Annotated in this window: 15 protein-coding genes and 1 pseudogene; 10 read left to right on the top strand and 6 right to left on the bottom strand. The window is 64.9% G+C overall.

Going from position 1 to position 16,805, the window contains the following annotated elements:
- Position 1 precedes the first annotated feature (1 nt).
- Entirely contained in the window at positions 2-1,336 is a 1,335-nt protein-coding gene (locus N878_RS07375; protein ID WP_021443030.1) for a type II toxin-antitoxin system HipA family toxin, read from the top strand.
- 503 nt (positions 1,337-1,839) lie between these two features.
- On the top strand, positions 1,840-2,046 hold the full coding sequence (locus N878_RS26720) for an AlpA family transcriptional regulator (protein ID WP_082457817.1): 207 nt from the start codon (positions 1,840-1,842) through the stop codon (positions 2,044-2,046).
- A 7-nt stretch (positions 2,047-2,053) separates the two neighbouring features.
- Here N878_RS26720 and N878_RS07380 read toward each other — a convergent pair whose 3' ends face one another.
- Complete coding sequence (locus N878_RS07380; protein WP_021443031.1) at positions 2,054-3,256, bottom strand: integrase family protein; 1,203 nt, start codon at positions 3,254-3,256, stop codon at positions 2,054-2,056.
- A 299-nt stretch (positions 3,257-3,555) separates the two neighbouring features.
- Positions 3,556-3,841, bottom strand: a pseudogene (locus N878_RS29475) (helix-turn-helix domain-containing protein).
- Positions 3,842-3,975: 134 nt separating this feature from the next.
- On the opposite strand from N878_RS29475, the gene N878_RS07390 reads away from it, so the two are divergent.
- Complete coding sequence (locus N878_RS07390) at positions 3,976-4,674, top strand: endonuclease (protein WP_021443033.1); 699 nt, start codon at positions 3,976-3,978, stop codon at positions 4,672-4,674.
- A gap of 38 nt (positions 4,675-4,712) precedes the next feature.
- On the opposite strand, the gene N878_RS07395 is transcribed toward N878_RS07390, so the two are convergent.
- Positions 4,713-4,910, bottom strand: a complete 198-nt coding sequence (locus N878_RS07395; RefSeq protein WP_021443034.1) for a hypothetical protein — start codon at positions 4,908-4,910, stop codon at positions 4,713-4,715.
- A gap of 73 nt (positions 4,911-4,983) precedes the next feature.
- Between N878_RS07395 and N878_RS07400 the strand changes: the two genes are divergently transcribed.
- The 6 genes from N878_RS07400 (at position 4,984) to gcvT (ending at position 14,197) form a co-directional block, all read left to right on the top strand.
- The gene (locus N878_RS07400) at positions 4,984-6,501 is read left to right on the top strand and encodes a sigma-54-dependent transcriptional regulator (protein ID WP_021443035.1); all 1,518 of its coding nucleotides are present in this window, start codon (positions 4,984-4,986) and stop codon (positions 6,499-6,501) included.
- Positions 6,502-6,895: 394 nt separating this feature from the next.
- Positions 6,896-7,279 carry a glycine cleavage system protein GcvH gene (gcvH, locus tag N878_RS07405; protein WP_021443036.1) on the top strand — a complete coding sequence of 128 codons (384 nt, stop codon included), beginning with the start codon at positions 6,896-6,898 and terminating at the stop codon, positions 7,277-7,279.
- 9 nt (positions 7,280-7,288) lie between these two features.
- Positions 7,289-10,141: an aminomethyl-transferring glycine dehydrogenase gene (gene gcvP, locus N878_RS07410; protein ID WP_021443037.1), complete on the top strand. Its 2,853-nt coding sequence runs from the start codon at positions 7,289-7,291 to the stop codon at positions 10,139-10,141.
- A 129-nt stretch (positions 10,142-10,270) separates the two neighbouring features.
- A complete protein-coding gene (gene glyA / locus N878_RS07415; RefSeq protein ID WP_021443038.1) occupies positions 10,271-11,524 on the top strand; it encodes a serine hydroxymethyltransferase in 1,254 nt (417 codons plus the stop codon).
- A gap of 65 nt (positions 11,525-11,589) precedes the next feature.
- Entirely contained in the window at positions 11,590-12,966 is a 1,377-nt protein-coding gene (locus N878_RS07420; RefSeq protein ID WP_021443039.1) for an L-serine ammonia-lyase, read from the top strand.
- A gap of 106 nt (positions 12,967-13,072) precedes the next feature.
- On the top strand, positions 13,073-14,197 hold the full coding sequence (gene gcvT / locus N878_RS07425) for a glycine cleavage system aminomethyltransferase GcvT (protein WP_021443040.1): 1,125 nt from the start codon (positions 13,073-13,075) through the stop codon (positions 14,195-14,197).
- A gap of 155 nt (positions 14,198-14,352) precedes the next feature.
- On the opposite strand, the gene N878_RS07430 is transcribed toward gcvT, so the two are convergent.
- The gene (locus tag N878_RS07430; RefSeq protein WP_021443041.1) at positions 14,353-14,712 is read right to left on the bottom strand and encodes a glyoxalase superfamily protein; all 360 of its coding nucleotides are present in this window, start codon (positions 14,710-14,712) and stop codon (positions 14,353-14,355) included.
- An 81-nt stretch (positions 14,713-14,793) separates the two neighbouring features.
- A complete protein-coding gene (locus N878_RS07435) occupies positions 14,794-15,372 on the bottom strand; it encodes an NADPH-dependent FMN reductase (RefSeq protein ID WP_021443042.1) in 579 nt (192 codons plus the stop codon).
- Between the two features lie 78 nt (positions 15,373-15,450).
- Between N878_RS07435 and soxR the strand changes: the two genes are divergently transcribed.
- Positions 15,451-15,909, top strand: coding sequence for a redox-sensitive transcriptional activator SoxR (gene soxR, locus N878_RS07440; RefSeq protein ID WP_021443043.1), 459 nt, complete (start codon positions 15,451-15,453; stop codon positions 15,907-15,909).
- 142 nt (positions 15,910-16,051) lie between these two features.
- Here soxR and N878_RS29480 read toward each other — a convergent pair whose 3' ends face one another.
- Complete coding sequence (locus N878_RS29480) at positions 16,052-16,234, bottom strand: hypothetical protein (RefSeq protein ID WP_021443044.1); 183 nt, start codon at positions 16,232-16,234, stop codon at positions 16,052-16,054.
- Positions 16,235-16,805: the final 571 nt, after the last annotated feature.

The following is a 16,805-nucleotide window of genomic DNA, read 5'->3' on the forward strand; positions in this document are numbered from 1 at the left end:
CATGATCCTCGACGTCCACGTCAGCTCGAGGCGGGTGGCCAAGCTCTATCGGGAGCGCGATGAATACGTGCTGAAATACCTGCCAGGCACTGCATCTGAAGACTTTGTCAGCCTGGCGATGCCGGTTCGTGAAGAAGCATGGCGCTGGCCCCGCGACCTGTTCCCGTTTTTTCGGCAGAACCTACCCGAGGGGTATTTGCTGGGTGTCATCCGCGAAGAGTTCGGCCCGCTACTCGATGGTACTGACCTGTCGCTGCTGAGCGTGGTGGGCGGTACCGGTATCGGCAGGGTCTCGGTTACCCCCGAAGGCGTCCAGCCTGGCGTCGAGATGGCCCCGCTAGAGATAGAACACCTGCTCAAAGCAGAAAACACCAGCGAACGGTTCGCCGCACTGGTGCGGCAATACGCTCGGGTAGCCGTGTCGGGGGTCGTGCCAAAGTTCATTGCCAGCGACGCCGCCGAACCTCGGGAGCCGCTGGGCAAACCGACCCTGCGCACCGGCTTGCACATCATCAAGGGCTCCGACGACACCACCCCTTTTCTAGGCTTCAACGAGTTCTTCACCATGCGCGTACTGGCTCGGCTGAATGTCGTGCCGGTCGCTACCTGTCGCATGTCTAAGGACGGCAAAGTCCTGGTAGTGGATCGCTTCGATGTGGACGAGCATGGCATCCCCCGCTGCGGCGTCGAAGACGCCTGTGGGCTGCTGGGTTTGCCGCCCCATGAGAAGTACGCTCCCACCACCGAGCGGGTGTGGAATGCCACGCGCCCCTACATCCCTGCTGACCATCTGCAAGCACAACGCGAACACCTGGGCTGGCAGCTGCTGACCAACTACGTGGTGCGCAATGCTGACTGCCACTCGAAGAACATCGCGCTGTTTTACACCTCGCGTGCTGACGTGGCCTTTACCCCGGTCTATGACCTGGTGACCACTCAGGCTTACCCCCGTTTCGCCAGTAACCCACCCGGTTTGTCCGTGGGTGGAAGACAGACCTGGACACCAGGTCGATCACTGGAAACCTTTTTCAAGGCCGTGCTGGGCATTCCCCCGAGCAAGTACACATCCATGGTCGAGCGACTCTGCGAATCCGCCGTAGAGGTCGGCAAAGAAGTGATCGAAGCCGCGAAAAACGAGCCCGCCTGGCGCGATGTGGCCAAACATATGGTGCATGCCTGGAACGAAGGGATGGAAACCTTGCGCAGCCCCAAAGCCGCCCCGCATTTCCGTGGTTTGGATACCGCGATCGAAGAAGCCGGCTTCTCAGGGCCACGCAAACCAGAACACAGCCGAGAAGTGATCGGCCGCTCTGAATTGCTCGCAAAGAAGCGCTGAACCCATACTGCAGGGCCAACGAGCGCGGATCACCCACCTCAGTGGCCTTGCGCTGCGATGCGACGCGACGATGAGCCGAATAGCCGGAACAATCGGCTCACGGAATGAGCCGAATGCCGCAATTGGAAACGTTCGTCCATTTGCGCTTACTTTCGGTGCTATCCGGTTAACTCCGGCTCGCCAGGGACAGGAAATGGACTTCACCCCTATCATCGCGCTGGTCTGGGCATGCCGATCTGGTTCGAGGCACTCATCGTTTGCCGCGGTGCATGCCGCCTGCCTCCCCACTTTACGCTACCCATAAACTACTCGATGAGAGTTTCAGCATCTGTTACTACGCCCGCATGCGACAGAGGTGGTTTGCCACCAAGAACACCGCCCATAGGCTGGACTCACTGGAATGACATGGTGGCATGGAGCGATGAAAACACTGTTAATTCTGAAACTGCAGCGCAACGAATACGCCAGCAACTCCTTCGACAGGGCATGCCGAGGGCCTCGCTATGAACAGTGATCTGGACAGGTTCTTGCGCGAGGCCGAAGTACTCGAACTAACCAGCCTCGCACGATCAACTCTGTGGCGGGAGATTAAGGCCAAGCGCTTCCCGAAACCGGTGCCCATAACCCCTGGGCGCGTCGGCTGGAGGGCTTCGGAGATAGCACGCTGGCAGAAGTGCCCGACAACATGGAAACCGCAGGAGGCCGCTTGAGCGGCCTTCAGCGTTTTTGACCGATAACGTTCTTTTCCAGCCAAATAGCCCAGCGATCGAGTCCGCGCTTCTTTTCCTTGAAGTAGTCGTAACGGTCATAGTGCTTTGCGGACACGTCGTTGAACGCATGCCCTTGGATCCGATCCCGCAACTGCTTATCCAGCCCCGCCTTACCCATCAACGTCTTGCAGGTCCGACGCAGATCCCTGAGGGTGAAAGGAGCATCGAACTTGTCGGTGTGTCGGCCATAGAGCTTGGTCACGGCACGCGACAGCGACTGCACGTTGAGCGACTGTCCTTCAATCTTGCCCTGGAACGGGTATGCACTGGTTGTGCTGATCTCATCCATGACCTTCAGGCAGTTTTTCATCAGCTTGTTCATGGGCACGACATGCAGCGAGCGCTCCCCCTCCACACCCTTCTTGCTGCGAATAGTGACATGGTCAGCCTGGTAAAGAGTCCGCTCAGACTGCAGCAGTTGCTCAGGGCGCTGGCCACCTGCAGCTATCAGGAACTTGAGCAGCTCGGCTGTGGTGAGAGAAAGATGTTCAGGCAGCAGATTCCAGAGCGTCGCCAACTCCTTGACCGAAAGAGCACGGTCACCTGGTTGTTCCCAGTCAGCCTGCACCGGAATGCTGGCAACTGGATTGCTCTGCAGACCGAAGCGCACCTCGTCCTTGAGGTAGCTGCGCGGGTTGAACTCCTGGCGCATGGCAAACTGAAAGGCGGCGTGCAGCCGCGAACGCAGACGGTTGGTCTGGGTTGTCACGCCATTGGCGATCATCTTCGCCAAGATATCCCGAATCTCGGCCGGACCAATCATCACTGCTGGGCGCGTGACGAGGTTGGGGAAGGGCTCACTGACATAGTGCTTGAAAGACCATTCGACGTGCTTGGCGGTAGCGGCTCCCTCAGCCTTGAGCTTGGCCACGTAGGAATCCATGAGATCACCGAAAGTGCCAGTAGAGAGCTGAACCTCTTTTTCTTCCCGGCTTTTGTCCCGCGCCTCGGTCAGGCTGAGCGAGGGCCAGGTACCAAGTTTGATCTTGATCTTCTTACTGCCCTGACGACGCAGGAAGTAAAACTCTTTGGTGCCGTTCGGCCGCACACGCAGCATCAGCACGCCTTCCCCTTTTGCACTACGCCCATCAGTGACGGTGAATTCTTTCTCGGAGGGCTTGAGCGCACGTATCTGCTTTTCAGTCAGCATTGGCATTCCTTTTTGGGGGACGTTTCTGGGGGACGTTTGCCTAAAGCAAGAAGGAACGCCCTGAAACACCACGAGAGCATGAAACCCCGTGAAAGCCCCTATTTTACTGGCTTACATGGCCAGTTGTGTACCACCACACACAACGTAAAAAACTGCAAAAATGAGCTTCCCAAGCTCATGACGAGGGTTCGATTCCCTTCGCCCGCTCCAGAATTCAGCAAGTTAAAGCCCTGTGTTTACAGGGCTTTTTCGTTTCTGGGGTTCGCTGGTGTCGAAGAAGTGTCGAAATCGACCAGCAATTAGGCGGACAGTGCCAGGATGGCGTGCTTCGGGTCGTTGTGGATCGCACGCAGCAACGCCCTGACCGGGCTGCCAGGCTCGCCGCCGCTGTTCCCGGTTACGCAGCGAGCGGAGTCGAACATCGATCATGGCCGCGAACTTGGCCTGGATCAGGCCGGTGGCTGTACAGACTTTCCGCGCCTGCAGCGCGCCCAGGGTAAACGCCCGCGAGGGCTGAGGTTCGCCGTGGTGGATTTCATCCCTCTGCTGGACGCTTTCCAGCAGACCTTCGACGAATTTGCCCATGGCGATTACCGCCACCACCGTCTGCCAGCAGCCTGCCGCGAGGCGTTGACGCGGCCCATTGCCACCATCTAAGCATTTGAAAAAAAGAGATTTTTACTTCACGCCGACAGCAGTGATGGCTACCCTGGCGCCCCATGATTCGATGCCTTATCCCCCTGCTCTGCTGTCTCGCCAGCGTCTCCCTCAACGCCGCCCCCGCCAGCTTCGCCGAGGCCAAGCGCCTGGCCTGGCCGCTGTATGCCAAGCAGTCCACCGAGTTCTACTGCGGCTGCAAGTACAGCGGCAATCGGGTCGATCTACGCTCCTGCGGCTACAGCCCGCGCAAGAACGCGGGCCGCGCCAAGCGCATCGAGTGGGAGCATATAGTCCCGGCCTGGGTGATCGGCCATCAGCGCCAGTGCTGGCAGCAGGGCGGGCGCAAAAACTGTGCGGCCAAGGATGTGCAGTTCCGCAAGGCCGAGGCCGATCTGCACAACCTGGTACCGAGCATCGGCGAGGTCAACGGCGACCGCAGCAACTACAGCTTCGCCTGGCTGCCGCAACAGCCGCACCAGTACGGCCAGTGCCAGACGGTGGTGGATTTCAAGGCGCGCAAGGTGATGCCGCGCCCGGCCATTCGCGGGATGATCGCGCGCACCTATTTCTATATGGCCGACCGTTACCAGCTGCGTCTGTCCAAGCAGGATCGCCAGCTCTACCAGGCCTGGGACAAGGCCTACCCGGTCAAGCGCTGGGAGCAGCAGCGCAATCAGCAGGTGGCCTGTGTCATGGGTTGGGGCAACCCGCATGTGGGCAAGGTGGAGATGAGCCGCTGCGCGCGAAAGCGCACGTAGGTCGTAGGGTGCGCACGGCGCACCCTACGGAATTGTGGCTACGAAAGACGCTGCAACTCGCGACGCACCATATTGGCGAACTCCGGCGGGCTGAGCTGGTACAGCTCCTGCGCCACCCAGGGCAGCCAGCGTCCTTGCAGTTCGGCCTTACGCGCCAGCAGGCGCTGAGCCTCGGCTTCGGCGCGTCCCTGGTGCTCGCGGTGGTAGTCGGCACGGCTCGGTTTTTCTGTGCTCACGGTGTTGCCCTTTTCCTCATGCCGGGCGGAGCAGGCATAATCGCCGCCTGTTCGCCCATTTCGACCGTCATCAATGCGCATCCACGTCAGCTTTATCGACCGCGTCGGCATTACCCAGGAAGTCCTGGCGCTGCTCGGCGGGCGCAATCTGAACCTCGATGCGGTGGAGATGGTACCGCCAAACGTCTATATCGACGCACCGACCCTGAGCGCCGCCGTGCTCGAGGAGCTGCGCGACGCGCTGTTGCAGGTGCATGGCGTGCAGAGCGTGCAGGTGGTCGATATCCTCCCCGGCCAGCGCCGCCGCCTGCAGCTCGACGCCCTGCTCGCCGCCATGCCCGACCCGGTGCTGGCGGTGGATGATCGCGCCACCGTGTTGCTGGCCAACCCGGCACTGGTCGAGCTGTGCGGCAGCGCCCCGGCTGGCCAGAGCATCGCCGCGCTGTTCGCCGACGACGAACTGCAGCGGGCGCTGCTCGCCGCCGAGTTCCGTCTGCCACTGCGCGAAGTCACCCTCGGCGGCCAGCCGCTGCTGCTCGATGCCCAGCCGATCACCGAGGAGCGGCGCCTGGCCGGCGGCCTGCTGACGCTCTATGCGCCGAGCCGGATCGGCGAGCGCCTGGCGGCGCTGCACCACGATCACACCGACGGCTTCGATTCGCTGCTCGGCGACTCGACACCGATTCGCACCCTCAAGGCACGCGCCCTGCGTGTGGCGGCGCTGGATGCGCCGCTGCTGATCCAGGGTGAAACCGGCACCGGCAAGGAGCTGGTGGCGCGCGCCTGCCACGCGGTCAGCGCCCGACGCAGCGCGCCGTTCCTGGCGCTGAACTGCGCGGCGCTGCCGGAAAACCTGGCCGAGAGCGAGCTGTTCGGCTATGCCCCCGGCGCCTTTACCGGCGCCCAGCGCGGCGGCAAGCCGGGGCTGCTGGAGCTGGCCAACCAGGGCACGGTATTTCTCGACGAGATCGGCGAGATGTCGCCCTACCTGCAGGCCAAGCTGCTGCGCTTTTTGAGCGATGGCAGCTTCCGCCGGGTCGGCGGCGAGCGCGAGGTCAGGGTCAACGTGCGCATCCTCAGCGCCACTCATCGCGACCTGGAACAGATGGTCGCCCAGGGCAGCTTCCGCGAAGACCTGTTCTACCGCCTCAACGTGCTCAATCTGGAAGTGCCGCCGTTGCGCGAGCGCGGCCAGGACATCCTGCTGCTGGCCCAGCACTTCATGGCCCAGGCCTGCGCGCAGATCCAGCGCCTGCCCTGCCGCCTGGCGCCGGCCACTTTTCCGGCGCTGCTGGCCAATCGCTGGCCGGGCAACGTGCGCCAGTTGCAGAACGTGATCTTCCGCGCCGCCGCCATCTGCGACAGCAACTGGGTGGAGATCGACGATCTGGATATCGCCGGCACCGAGGTGGCGCCGCGCCTGAATGGCGAGGTGGGCAGCCTGGAGCAGGCCATGGACGACTACGAGAAGGCGCTGCTGGAAAAGCTCTACGCCAGCCACCCCTCCAGCCGCCAGCTGGCCGCGCGCCTGGGCACCTCGCACACCGCCATCGCCAAGCGCCTGCGTAAATACGGAATCGGCAAGGCTTAACGCCCCCACAGCCCTGCAGCCAATCGCCGGCTTATCCGACGCAGCGACAGCCGGATTCAGTCTCGCGCCACTGCGCAAGCCAGACACGCCGCGGCCTTCAGGGACACCGTAAGCAAATCGATCCATCGTAACGATTTCGCAACATCCAGCCGAAAGCCCCGTACCCGCTGGTACGACCTCGACTTTGCCAAAAGCGACGCGAGCATTCGTAGCGATATCGTTCCACTGGACTGTATACAAGCCTCATAAATACACTTAAGTATTTGTTTTTATTGAATATTTTTATATTGGCACCGGCATTGCTAAGGGTTTACCCAATCTTGCCCGCCAGAGCGTGGGCGCCCCTTATGCCCGCCGCCTAGAAGCGGGCACCCTTGCCCCCTGAGGAGTTGACATGAGCGAGTTGCGTTTCACCGCCGATCACGAATGGCTGCGTCTGGACAACGATGGTCTGGTGACCGTCGGCATCACCCATTACGCCCAGGACGCGCTCGGCGACGTGGTCTACGTGCAACTGCCGCAAACCCAGGCCTACGCCCAGGGCGAGGAAGTGGCCGTGCTGGAGTCGGTCAAGGCCGCCAGCAACATCGTCATGCCGCTGGATGGCGAGATCGTCGAAATCAACGCCGACCTGGAAGGCAGCCCGGAGCTGGTCAACGAGTCGCCGCTGGACAAGGCCTGGTTCTTCCGCATGCGCCTGGCTGACAACGCCGTGCTGGCCGACCTGCTGGACAAGGCCGGCTATGATCGTCTGTTGAACGCTAACGCCGACGCCTGAGTGACCGCCATGACCAAGCTCGATACCCAGAACGAATTCATCGCCCGCCACATCGGCCCGCGCGATGCCGACACCGCCGCCATGCTCGAACTGCTGGGCTACGACTCGGTGGACGCGCTGACCAATGCCGTGATTCCCGAGAGCATCAAGGGCACCAGCATCCTCGGCGAGCAGCCGGGCCTGTCGGAAGCCGACGCCCTGGCCAAGATCAAGGCCATCGCCGCGAAGAACCAGCAGTTCAAGAACTACATCGGCCAGGGTTACTACGGCACCCACACGCCGAGCCCGATCCTGCGCAACCTGCTGGAGAACCCGGCCTGGTACACCGCCTACACCCCGTACCAGCCGGAGATTTCCCAGGGCCGCCTGGAAGCGCTGCTGAACTTCCAGACCCTGATCAGCGACCTCACCGGCATGCAGATCGCCAACGCCTCCTTGCTCGACGAGGCCACCGCTGCCGCCGAGGCCATGACCTTCTGCAAGCGCCTGTCGAAGAACAAGGCCAGCAACACCTTCTTCGCCTCCCAGCACTGCCACCCGCAGACCCTCGACGTGCTGCGCACCCGTGCCGAGCCGCTGGGCATCGAAGTTGAAGTCGGCGACGAAGCCGCCATCACCGATGCCAGCGCCTACTTCGGCGCGCTGCTGCAGTACCCGGCGAGCAACGGCGACATCTTCGACTACCGCGCGCTGGTCGAGCGTTTCCATGCTGCGGGCGCCCTGGTGGCCGTGGCCGCCGACCTGCTGGCCCTGACCCTGCTCACTCCGCCGGGCGAGTTCGGCGCCGACGTCGCCCTGGGCAGCGCCCAGCGCTTCGGTGTGCCGCTGGGCTTCGGTGGCCCGCACGCCGCCTACTTCGCCACCCGCGACGCGTTCAAGCGCGACATGCCGGGCCGCCTGGTCGGCATGTCGGTCGACCGCTTCGGCAAGCCGGCCCTGCGCCTGGCCATGCAGACCCGCGAGCAGCACATCCGCCGCGAGAAGGCCACCAGCAACATCTGTACCGCCCAGGTACTGCTGGCCAACATCGCCAGCATGTACGCCGTGTACCACGGCCCGAAAGGCCTGACCGCCATTGCGCAGCGCGTGCACAGCTTCACCGCCATCCTCGCCCTGGGCCTGACCAAGCTGGGCCACAGCGTCGAGCAGCAGCACTTCTTCGACACCCTGAGCATCAAGACCGGCGCCAAGACCGCCGAGCTGCATGCCAAGGCCCGTGCCGCCGGCATCAACCTGCGCGAGATCGACGCCGAGCGTCTGGGTCTGTCGCTGGACGAAACCACCGACCAGGCCGCCGTCGAGGCGCTGCTGGCACTGTTCGCCGGCGATCAGGCCACCCCTGCCGTCGCCGACCTGGCCGCACAGATCGCCAGCCGCCTGCCGCAAGGCCTGCTGCGCCAGTCGGCGATCCTGCAGCACGAGGTGTTCAACCGCTACCACAGCGAAACCGAGCTGATGCGCTACCTGCGCAAGCTGGCGGACAAGGACCTGGCCCTGGATCGCAGCATGATCCCGCTGGGCTCCTGCACCATGAAGCTCAACGCCGCCAGCGAGATGATCCCGGTCACCTGGCCGGAGTTCGGCAACCTGCACCCCTTCGCTCCGGTCGAGCAGGCCGCCGGCTATACCCAGCTGACCAACGAGCTGGAAGCCATGCTCTGCGCCGCCACCGGCTACGACGCCGTGTCGCTGCAGCCCAACGCCGGTTCCCAGGGCGAGTACGCCGGCCTGCTGGCCATCCGTGCCTATCACCTGAGCCGTGGCGACGATCAGCGCGACATCTGCCTGATCCCGCAATCGGCCCACGGCACCAACCCGGCAACCGCCTCCATGGCCGGCATGCGCGTGGTGGTGACCGCCTGTGATGCGCGCGGCAACGTCGACATCGCCGATCTGAAGGCCAAGGCCGAAGAGCACAAGGATCGCCTGGCCGCGATCATGATCACCTACCCGTCCACCCACGGTGTGTTCGAGGAAGGCATCCGCGAGATCTGCCAGATCATCCACGACAACGGCGGCCAGGTGTACATCGACGGCGCCAACATGAACGCCATGGTCGGCCTCTGCGCGCCGGGTCAGTTCGGCGGCGACGTCTCGCACCTGAACCTGCACAAGACCTTCTGCATCCCGCACGGCGGTGGCGGCCCGGGCGTCGGCCCGATTGGTGTCAAGTCGCACCTGGCGCCGTTCCTGCCGGGCCATGGCCACATGGCCCGCAAGGAAGGTGCGGTGAGCGCCGCGCCGTTCGGCAGCGCCAGCATCCTGCCGATCACCTGGATGTACATCACCATGATGGGCGGCAACGGCCTCAAGCGCGCGTCGCAGATGGCCATTCTCAACGCCAACTACATTGCCCGTCGTCTGGAAGAGCACTACCCGGTGCTGTACTCCGGCGAAGGCGGCCTGGTGGCGCACGAGTGCATCCTCGACATCCGTCCGCTCAAGGACAGCAGCGGCATCAGCGTCGACGACGTGGCCAAGCGCCTGATCGACTTCGGCTTCCACGCCCCGACCATGTCCTTCCCGGTGGCCGGCACGCTGATGATCGAGCCGACCGAGAGCGAATCCAAGGAAGAGCTGGATCGCTTCTGCGACGCCATGATCGCCATCCGCGAGGAAATCCGCGCGGTCGAGCAGGGCCGCCTGGACAAGGACGACAACCCGCTGAAGAACGCCCCGCACACCGCCCTGGAACTGGTCGGCGACTGGCACCACGCCTACAGCCGCGAGCAGGCCGTGTACCCGCTGGCGAGCCTGATCGAGGCCAAGTACTGGCCGCCGGTCGGCCGCGTGGACAACGTCTACGGCGACCGCAACCTGGTCTGCGCCTGCCCGTCCATCGAGGCGTATCAGGACGCGTAAGCGCCCATAACCTTCCCTCTCCCGCGTGCGGGAGAGGGAAGGTTCATCGCTCTACCCAGTTTCCATTCGGCTCCCCTCACCGGGGCGGGCCGACTGCATCCCGAGAAAAACGATAAAGAGGGCCTCACCATGTTCAGCAAGCACGACCAACTGCAGGGCTATGACGACGCCCTGCTCGCGGCGATCCAGGCCGAAGAACAGCGCCAGGAAGACCACATCGAGCTGATCGCCTCGGAGAACTACTGCAGCCAGCGCGTGATGCAGGCGCAAGGCAGCGGCCTGACCAACAAGTACGCCGAAGGCTATCCGGGCAAGCGCTACTACGGTGGCTGCGAGCATGTGGACAAGGTCGAGGCGCTGGCCATCGAGCGCGCCAAGCAACTGTTCGGCGCCGACTACGCCAACGTGCAGCCGCACTCGGGCTCCTCGGCCAACAGCGCCGTGTACCTGGCGCTGCTGAGCGCCGGCGATACCATTCTCGGCATGAGCCTGGCCCATGGCGGCCACCTGACCCACGGCGCCAAGGTGTCGTCCTCGGGCAAGCTGTACAACGCCGTGCAGTACGGCATCGACGAGAACGGCCTGATCGACTACGACGAAGTCGAGCGCCTGGCCATCGAGCACAAGCCGAAGATGATCGTCGCCGGTTTCTCGGCCTATTCGCGCGTGCTGGACTTCCCGCGTTTCCGCGCCATCGCCGACCAGGTCGGGGCGCTGCTGTTCGTCGATATGGCCCATGTGGCGGGACTCGTGGCCGCCGGTCTGTACCCCAACCCGGTGCCATTCGCCGACGTGGTCACCACCACCACGCACAAGACCCTGCGCGGCCCGCGTGGCGGCCTGATCCTCGCGCGCAAGAACGAAGAGATCGAGAAGAAGCTCAACTCCGCCGTGTTCCCCGGTGCCCAGGGCGGCCCGCTGATGCACGTCATCGCGGCCAAGGCGGTGTGCTTCAAGGAAGCGCTGGAGCCGGGCTTCAAGACCTACCAGCAGCAGGTGATCGACAACGCCCGCGGCATGGCGGCGGTGTTCGTCCAGCGCGGCTATGACGTGGTCTCCGGCGGCACCGACAACCACCTGATGCTGATCAGCCTGGTCAAGCAGGCCCTGACCGGCAAGGCGGCCGACGCGGCGCTGGGCGCAGCCCATATCACGGTGAACAAGAACGCCGTGCCGAACGACCCGCAGTCGCCGTTCGTCACCTCGGGCATCCGCATCGGTACCCCGGCGGTGACCACCCGCGGCTTCAAGGAAGGCGAATGCCGCACCTTGGCCGGCTGGATCTGCGACATCCTCGACGAGCTGGACAACCCGGCGGTGATCGCGCGTGTCCGTGGTCAGGTCGCCGACCTCTGCGCCACCTTCCCGGTCTACGCTGACTGATAAGGCGGGCGCCGGCCCTCCCCTCTCTCAGGGGAGGGGCCAACCGGCGCCGCCAGGAGTACGACATGTCACTGAGCGTTTTCGATCTGTTCAAGATAGGTATCGGGCCGTCCAGCTCGCATACCGTCGGCCCCATGCGCGCCGCCGCGCGCTTCGTCGAGGGGCTCAAGCGCGACGGCCTGCTGGCCGCCACCGACTCGGTCAAGGTGGAGCTGTACGGCTCGCTCGGCGCCACCGGCAAGGGCCACGGCAGCGACAAGGCGGTGCTGCTCGGCCTGGAGGGCGAGCAGCCCGACACGGTCGACACCAGCTGCATCGCCGAGCGCCTGGCCGCCATCCGCGGCGCCGGGCAGATCAACCTGCTCGGCGAAAAGACCATCGCCTTCGTCGAGAAGCAGCACCTGGCGATGATCCGCAAGCCGCTGGACTTCCACCCCAACGGCATGATCTTCCGCGCCTTCGACGCCGCCGGCCTGCAGCTGCGCGCCCGCGAGTACTACTCGGTGGGCGGCGGCTTCGTGGTCGACGAACAGGCCGCCGGCGCCGACCGCATCGTCGAGGACAGCACCGCCCTGCAGTATCCCTTTACCACCGGCAAGCAGCTGCTGGCGCTGTGCGCCGAACACAAGCTGTCGATCAGCCAGCTGATGCTGGCCAACGAGGCGGCCTGGCGCCCGGAGGCGGAGACCCGCGCCGGCCTGCTGAATATCTGGCAGGTGATGCAGGACTGCGTCACCGCCGGCTGCCGCAACGAGGGCATCATGCCCGGCGGGCTCAAGGTCAAGCGTCGCGCCGCCGCGCTGCACCGCCAGCTCAGCGAGCACCCCGAAGCCTGCCTGCGCGACACCCTCAGCGTGCTCGACTGGGTCAACCTCTACGCCCTGGCGGTGAACGAGGAAAACGCCAGCGGCGGCCGCGTGGTCACCGCCCCCACCAACGGCGCGGCCGGCATAGTGCCGGCGGTGCTGCACTACTACGCCCGCTTCGTGCCCGGCGCCAACGAGGACGGCGTGGTGCGCTTCCTGCTCACCGCCGCCGCCATCGGCATCCTGTACAAGGAAAACGCCTCGATTTCCGGCGCCGAAGTCGGCTGCCAGGGCGAGGTCGGCGTGGCCTGCTCGATGGCCGCCGGCGCCCTGTGCGAAGTGCTCGGCGGCAGCGTCAACCAGGTGGAGAACGCCGCCGAGATCGGCATGGAGCACAACCTCGGCCTGACCTGCGACCCCATCGGCGGCCTGGTCCAGGTGCCCTGCATCGAGCGCAACGCCATGGGCTCGGTCAAGGCGATCAACGCCGCGCGCATGGCCCTGCGCGGCGACGGCCAGCACTTCGTCTCGCTGGACAAGGTGATCCGCACCATGCGCCAGACCGGCGCCGACATGAAGAGCAAGTACAAGGAAACCGCTCGCGGCGGTCTGGCCGTCAATATCATCGAATGCTGATTCGTCGGGTGTGCGGGGCCGCCTAGGCCGCGCGCAGCAACGATCCCATCCGACACACGCATTGCTCACGACCCGGTGCGCGCGGCGCACCCTACAGGAAATCGAAATGACCTCTGAGACCCTCGCCAAAACCCCGCTACATGCCCTGCACCTGGAACTCGGCGCGCGCATGGTGCCCTTCGCCGGCTTTGAAATGCCCGTGCAGTACCCGCTGGGCGTGATGAAGGAACACCTGCACTGCCGCGACGCCGCCGGCCTGTTCGACGTCTCGCACATGGGCCAAATCCTCCTGCGCGGCGAGCACGCCGCGCGCGCCCTGGAATCCCTGGTGCCGGTGGACATCATCGACCTGCCGGTGGGCCTGCAGCGCTACGCCATGTTCACCGACGAGAACGGCGGCATCCTCGACGACCTGATGGTCGCCAACCTCGGCGACGACACCCTGTACCTGGTGGTCAACGCCGCCTGCAAGGAGCAGGACCTGGCTCACCTCAAGCAGCACATCGGCGAGCAGTGCCGGATCGAGTGCCTGTTCGAGGAGCGCGCCCTGCTCGCCCTGCAAGGCCCCAAGGCCGTCGAGGTGCTGGCCCGCCTGGCCCCCGAGGTGAGCAAGATGACCTTCATGCAGGTCGCCCGCGTGCGCCTGCTGGGCAGCGAATGCATCGTCAGCCGCAGCGGCTACACCGGCGAAGACGGTTTCGAGATCTCGGTGCCGGTGGAGCACGCCGAAGCCCTGGCGCGCAGCCTGCTGGCCGAAGCGGAAGTCGAGGCCATCGGCCTCGGCGCGCGTGACTCGCTGCGCCTGGAAGCCGGCCTGTGCCTGTACGGCCACGACATGAGCAGCGCCACCACGCCGATCGAAGCCAGCCTGCTGTGGGCCATCTCCAAGGTGCGCCGCGAAGGCGGCGAGCGCGCCGGCAACTTCCCCGGCGCCGGACGCATCTTCGAACAGCAGCGCGACGGCGTGGCGGAAAAGCGCGTCGGCCTGCTGCCGCAGGAGCGCGTGCCGGTACGCGAAGGCGCCGAGATCGTCGACAGCGAAGGCCAGGTGATCGGCCGGGTGTGCAGCGGCGGCTTCGGCCCGACCCTCGGCGCGCCGGTGGCCATGGGCTACCTCAAGGCCAGCCACGCCGCCGTGGGCAGCGAAGTCTGGGCCCTGGTGCGCGGCAAGCGCGTGGCGATGAAGGTGGCCAAGACGCCGTTCGTGCCGCAGCGCTACTACCGCGGCTAAGCGTCAGGCGCAGGGTGGATGCTGCTGTGTTCATCCACCCAACGCCAGCTCTCGTCGCCCGGCTGCATTGCGGGCTACCTCGTTGTTGCCATCGATCCCGCGCTGCCGGCTGCCGTTAGGAGCATCGCCGGCCAGCCGCCTCCTACGCAGCGTTCTCAGCTCGGCTCGGTAAAGATCAGGCGATTGCCGAACGGATCGCTCAGCGCCAGATCACGTCCCCAGGGCTGCGCGACGATGGCAGGTCGGGCGAAGTCGTAGTCCTTGCCGCGCAGTTCGTTCAGCAGCCCATCCAGATCGTCGCAGGCGATACGCAGCGCCGCGCCAGGGCAGCAGTCACCATGGTGCTCGGACAGATGCAGCACGCAACGCCCGCGCGACAGCTGCAGGTACAGCGGCAGCTGCGGTTCGAAACGGTGCGCCCAATCCTCGGCAAAACCCAGGTAATCGATATAGAAGGCCCGTGCGCGCAACTCGTCGAAGCTGCGCAGAATGGGAAAGGGGGCAGCCAGCTGCATGTTCTTCTCCGGTCAATGGCGACCCGCGCAGCTTCAGCAAATCGCCGCCTGCCCGCAAGCCTCGGTACCTGGCAGGAGCCCCTACCCCCTGACCCGCTCATAAGCCACCCGCTCGCGCCCGGCGCGCAAGGTCTGCGCCCACCAGTTCAGCTGCACCAGCAGGTGCGCCATGGCCGAGTTGGCGTGGCGCGGCTCGCGCAGCCGGCCGCGCTCGTCGAACTGCTCCCAGGCATTGGCGAAACTCACCGAACTGCGCACCGTCATGCCGTGCATTTCCACCAGCACCTGGCGCAGCTGCTCCACCGCGCGCAGGCCGCCGGACACCCCGCCATAGCTGACGAAGCCCACCGGGCGCGCCTCCCAGGAGGCCGGCACCTCGTCGATGAACTGCTTGAGCGCCGCCGGATAGCCGTGGTTGTACTCCGGGGTGACGATCAGGAAGGCATCGGCGCGCAGCAACTGCTGCAACGCCTGATGCCGCGCCTCGCCCGCCCCGGGCGCCTCGCCAGGCTGGCGGAACATCGCGGCCGGGTCGACCAGGCTCAGCTCGAACTCGCTGCGCTGGGCGATCTGCTCGCACGCCCAGGCCACCACGCGGTCGCAGAAGCGACCCTCGCGCACGCTGCCGTAGATCAGTACCAGTCGAACTCTGTCCTGCATGGAAATGCCCTCGGGGTTGTCAATCGAGGTGGCCGAGGGTAAAACCTCAACTTAACTTGAGGTCAAGAGGGATTTTTCATGTCGCCCTGCAACCCGCGTTTCGAGCGCCCCCTGAGCGTCGGCCAGGTGGCCGAACGCAGCGGAGTGGCGATCTCCACCCTGCACTTCTACGAGGCCAAGGGCCTGATCCACAGCCAGCGCAATGCCGGCAATCAGCGCCGCTACCCGCGCGAGGTGCTGCGCCGGGTGGCAATCATCAAGGTGGCGCAGCGCCTGGGCATTCCCCTGGCCGACATCGGCGCCGCGCTGGCCAGCCTGCCTGCCGACCACACGCCCACGGCGGCCGACTGGCAGCGCCTGTCCGCGCAGTGGCAACGCGACCTGGACGCGCGCATCGAACAATTGACCTGCTTGCGCGACCTGCTCACCGGCTGCATCGGCTGCGGCTGCCTGTCGATGCAGGACTGCCCGCTGCGCAACCCCCAGGATCAGCTCGGCGAGCAAGGGGCAGGGCCGCGCCTGCTCGAACCCGGCTAATCGCCCAGGCAATTGCGCCGGTTGCCGAAGCTTTCCCACCGAATGTCGCGCACATCCAGGGAAACCGTCGGCACCTGCGGCAGCCGCGCACCACCCGGCGCGACAGGGCGCGCTTGTCCTCGTCGCTGCGGCCGGCCAACACCTAGAAGATCAGCTGGACGAAGTCGCCCGGCTCGCCGCCGACGCAATGCTGCTGGTACAGGTTCAGTCGCACCTTGACCTCGCCCGGCTGAAACAGGCCGCTATCCGCGGCGCTGCGCACCAACTCCTGCGGGTCGATCAGGCGACTCAGCTGGTGGGCGGCTTCAATCAGGCAATCGGGCATGGTGTCTCCGGGCGATGACTGGAAATGTCATACGTTATCACACAACAATAACGAGACCCGCTGCCCTGCAGCCAACCGCGCGAAGCCCAGGCCAGAGCCCCTTAGCCAGCATCAATCCAGATAAAACGGCAATTACAGACGAGAAGCACCTGCGACCTTGGTCTAGGCATGCGTTGACAAGCGCAGAAAAGGCTGTCGATAATCCGCACAGTTGTATGACGACGTATAACACCAATAACAACAAGAACCAGGGCCAGACCATGACCACTCTCGTCTTCTCCCAAGCGCAGCACCGCCTCGCCCGCACGGCATCCATCGCCGCCAGACGCCATCGCACCGGATTCGCCGGAGGCTGACCCCAGCCCCTGGCAATGACCGGCCATGACGGCCGGTCTGCCGCCCCGCCGGGGCACCCACCACCCTCCCATCATGCGGGCCCCGAGTAGGCCGGCAGGGGGACGGTTTGTTCAAAAACTGGGAGCACAACAACAATGACCGCACGCAACGCCCTTCCTCTGGCCCTGATCGGCAGCACGGCGCTGGCCCTCGTCCTGCCCACCGCCACCCACGC

Source organism: Pseudomonas sp. EGD-AK9 (assembly GCF_000465935.2).
In the GTDB taxonomy this organism is placed as follows: domain Bacteria; phylum Pseudomonadota; class Gammaproteobacteria; order Pseudomonadales; family Pseudomonadaceae; genus Aquipseudomonas.

What these genes read in the sequence shown, in the direction of transcription:
- N878_RS07430 (WP_021443041.1), bottom strand. Translation starts at nt 14,712, where the DNA reads ATGCAGCTGGCTGCCCCCTTTCCCATTCTGCGCAGCTTCGACGAGTTG.
- N878_RS07375 (WP_021443030.1), top strand. Translation starts at nt 2, where the DNA reads ATGATCCTCGACGTCCACGTCAGCTCGAGGCGGGTGGCCAAGCTCTAT.
- N878_RS07435 (WP_021443042.1), bottom strand. Translation starts at nt 15,372, where the DNA reads ATGCAGGACAGAGTTCGACTGGTACTGATCTACGGCAGCGTGCGCGAG.
- N878_RS07390 (WP_021443033.1), top strand. Translation starts at nt 3,976, where the DNA reads ATGATTCGATGCCTTATCCCCCTGCTCTGCTGTCTCGCCAGCGTCTCC.
- soxR (WP_021443043.1), top strand. Translation starts at nt 15,451, where the DNA reads ATGTCGCCCTGCAACCCGCGTTTCGAGCGCCCCCTGAGCGTCGGCCAG.
- N878_RS29480 (WP_021443044.1), bottom strand. Translation starts at nt 16,234, where the DNA reads ATGCCCGATTGCCTGATTGAAGCCGCCCACCAGCTGAGTCGCCTGATC.
- glyA (WP_021443038.1), top strand. Translation starts at nt 10,271, where the DNA reads ATGTTCAGCAAGCACGACCAACTGCAGGGCTATGACGACGCCCTGCTC.
- gcvH (WP_021443036.1), top strand. Translation starts at nt 6,896, where the DNA reads ATGAGCGAGTTGCGTTTCACCGCCGATCACGAATGGCTGCGTCTGGAC.
- N878_RS07380 (WP_021443031.1), bottom strand. Translation starts at nt 3,256, where the DNA reads ATGCTGACTGAAAAGCAGATACGTGCGCTCAAGCCCTCCGAGAAAGAA.
- gcvP (WP_021443037.1), top strand. Translation starts at nt 7,289, where the DNA reads ATGACCAAGCTCGATACCCAGAACGAATTCATCGCCCGCCACATCGGC.
- N878_RS26720 (WP_082457817.1), top strand. Translation starts at nt 1,840, where the DNA reads ATGAACAGTGATCTGGACAGGTTCTTGCGCGAGGCCGAAGTACTCGAA.
- N878_RS07400 (WP_021443035.1), top strand. Translation starts at nt 4,984, where the DNA reads ATGCGCATCCACGTCAGCTTTATCGACCGCGTCGGCATTACCCAGGAA.
- N878_RS07420 (WP_021443039.1), top strand. Translation starts at nt 11,590, where the DNA reads ATGTCACTGAGCGTTTTCGATCTGTTCAAGATAGGTATCGGGCCGTCC.
- gcvT (WP_021443040.1), top strand. Translation starts at nt 13,073, where the DNA reads ATGACCTCTGAGACCCTCGCCAAAACCCCGCTACATGCCCTGCACCTG.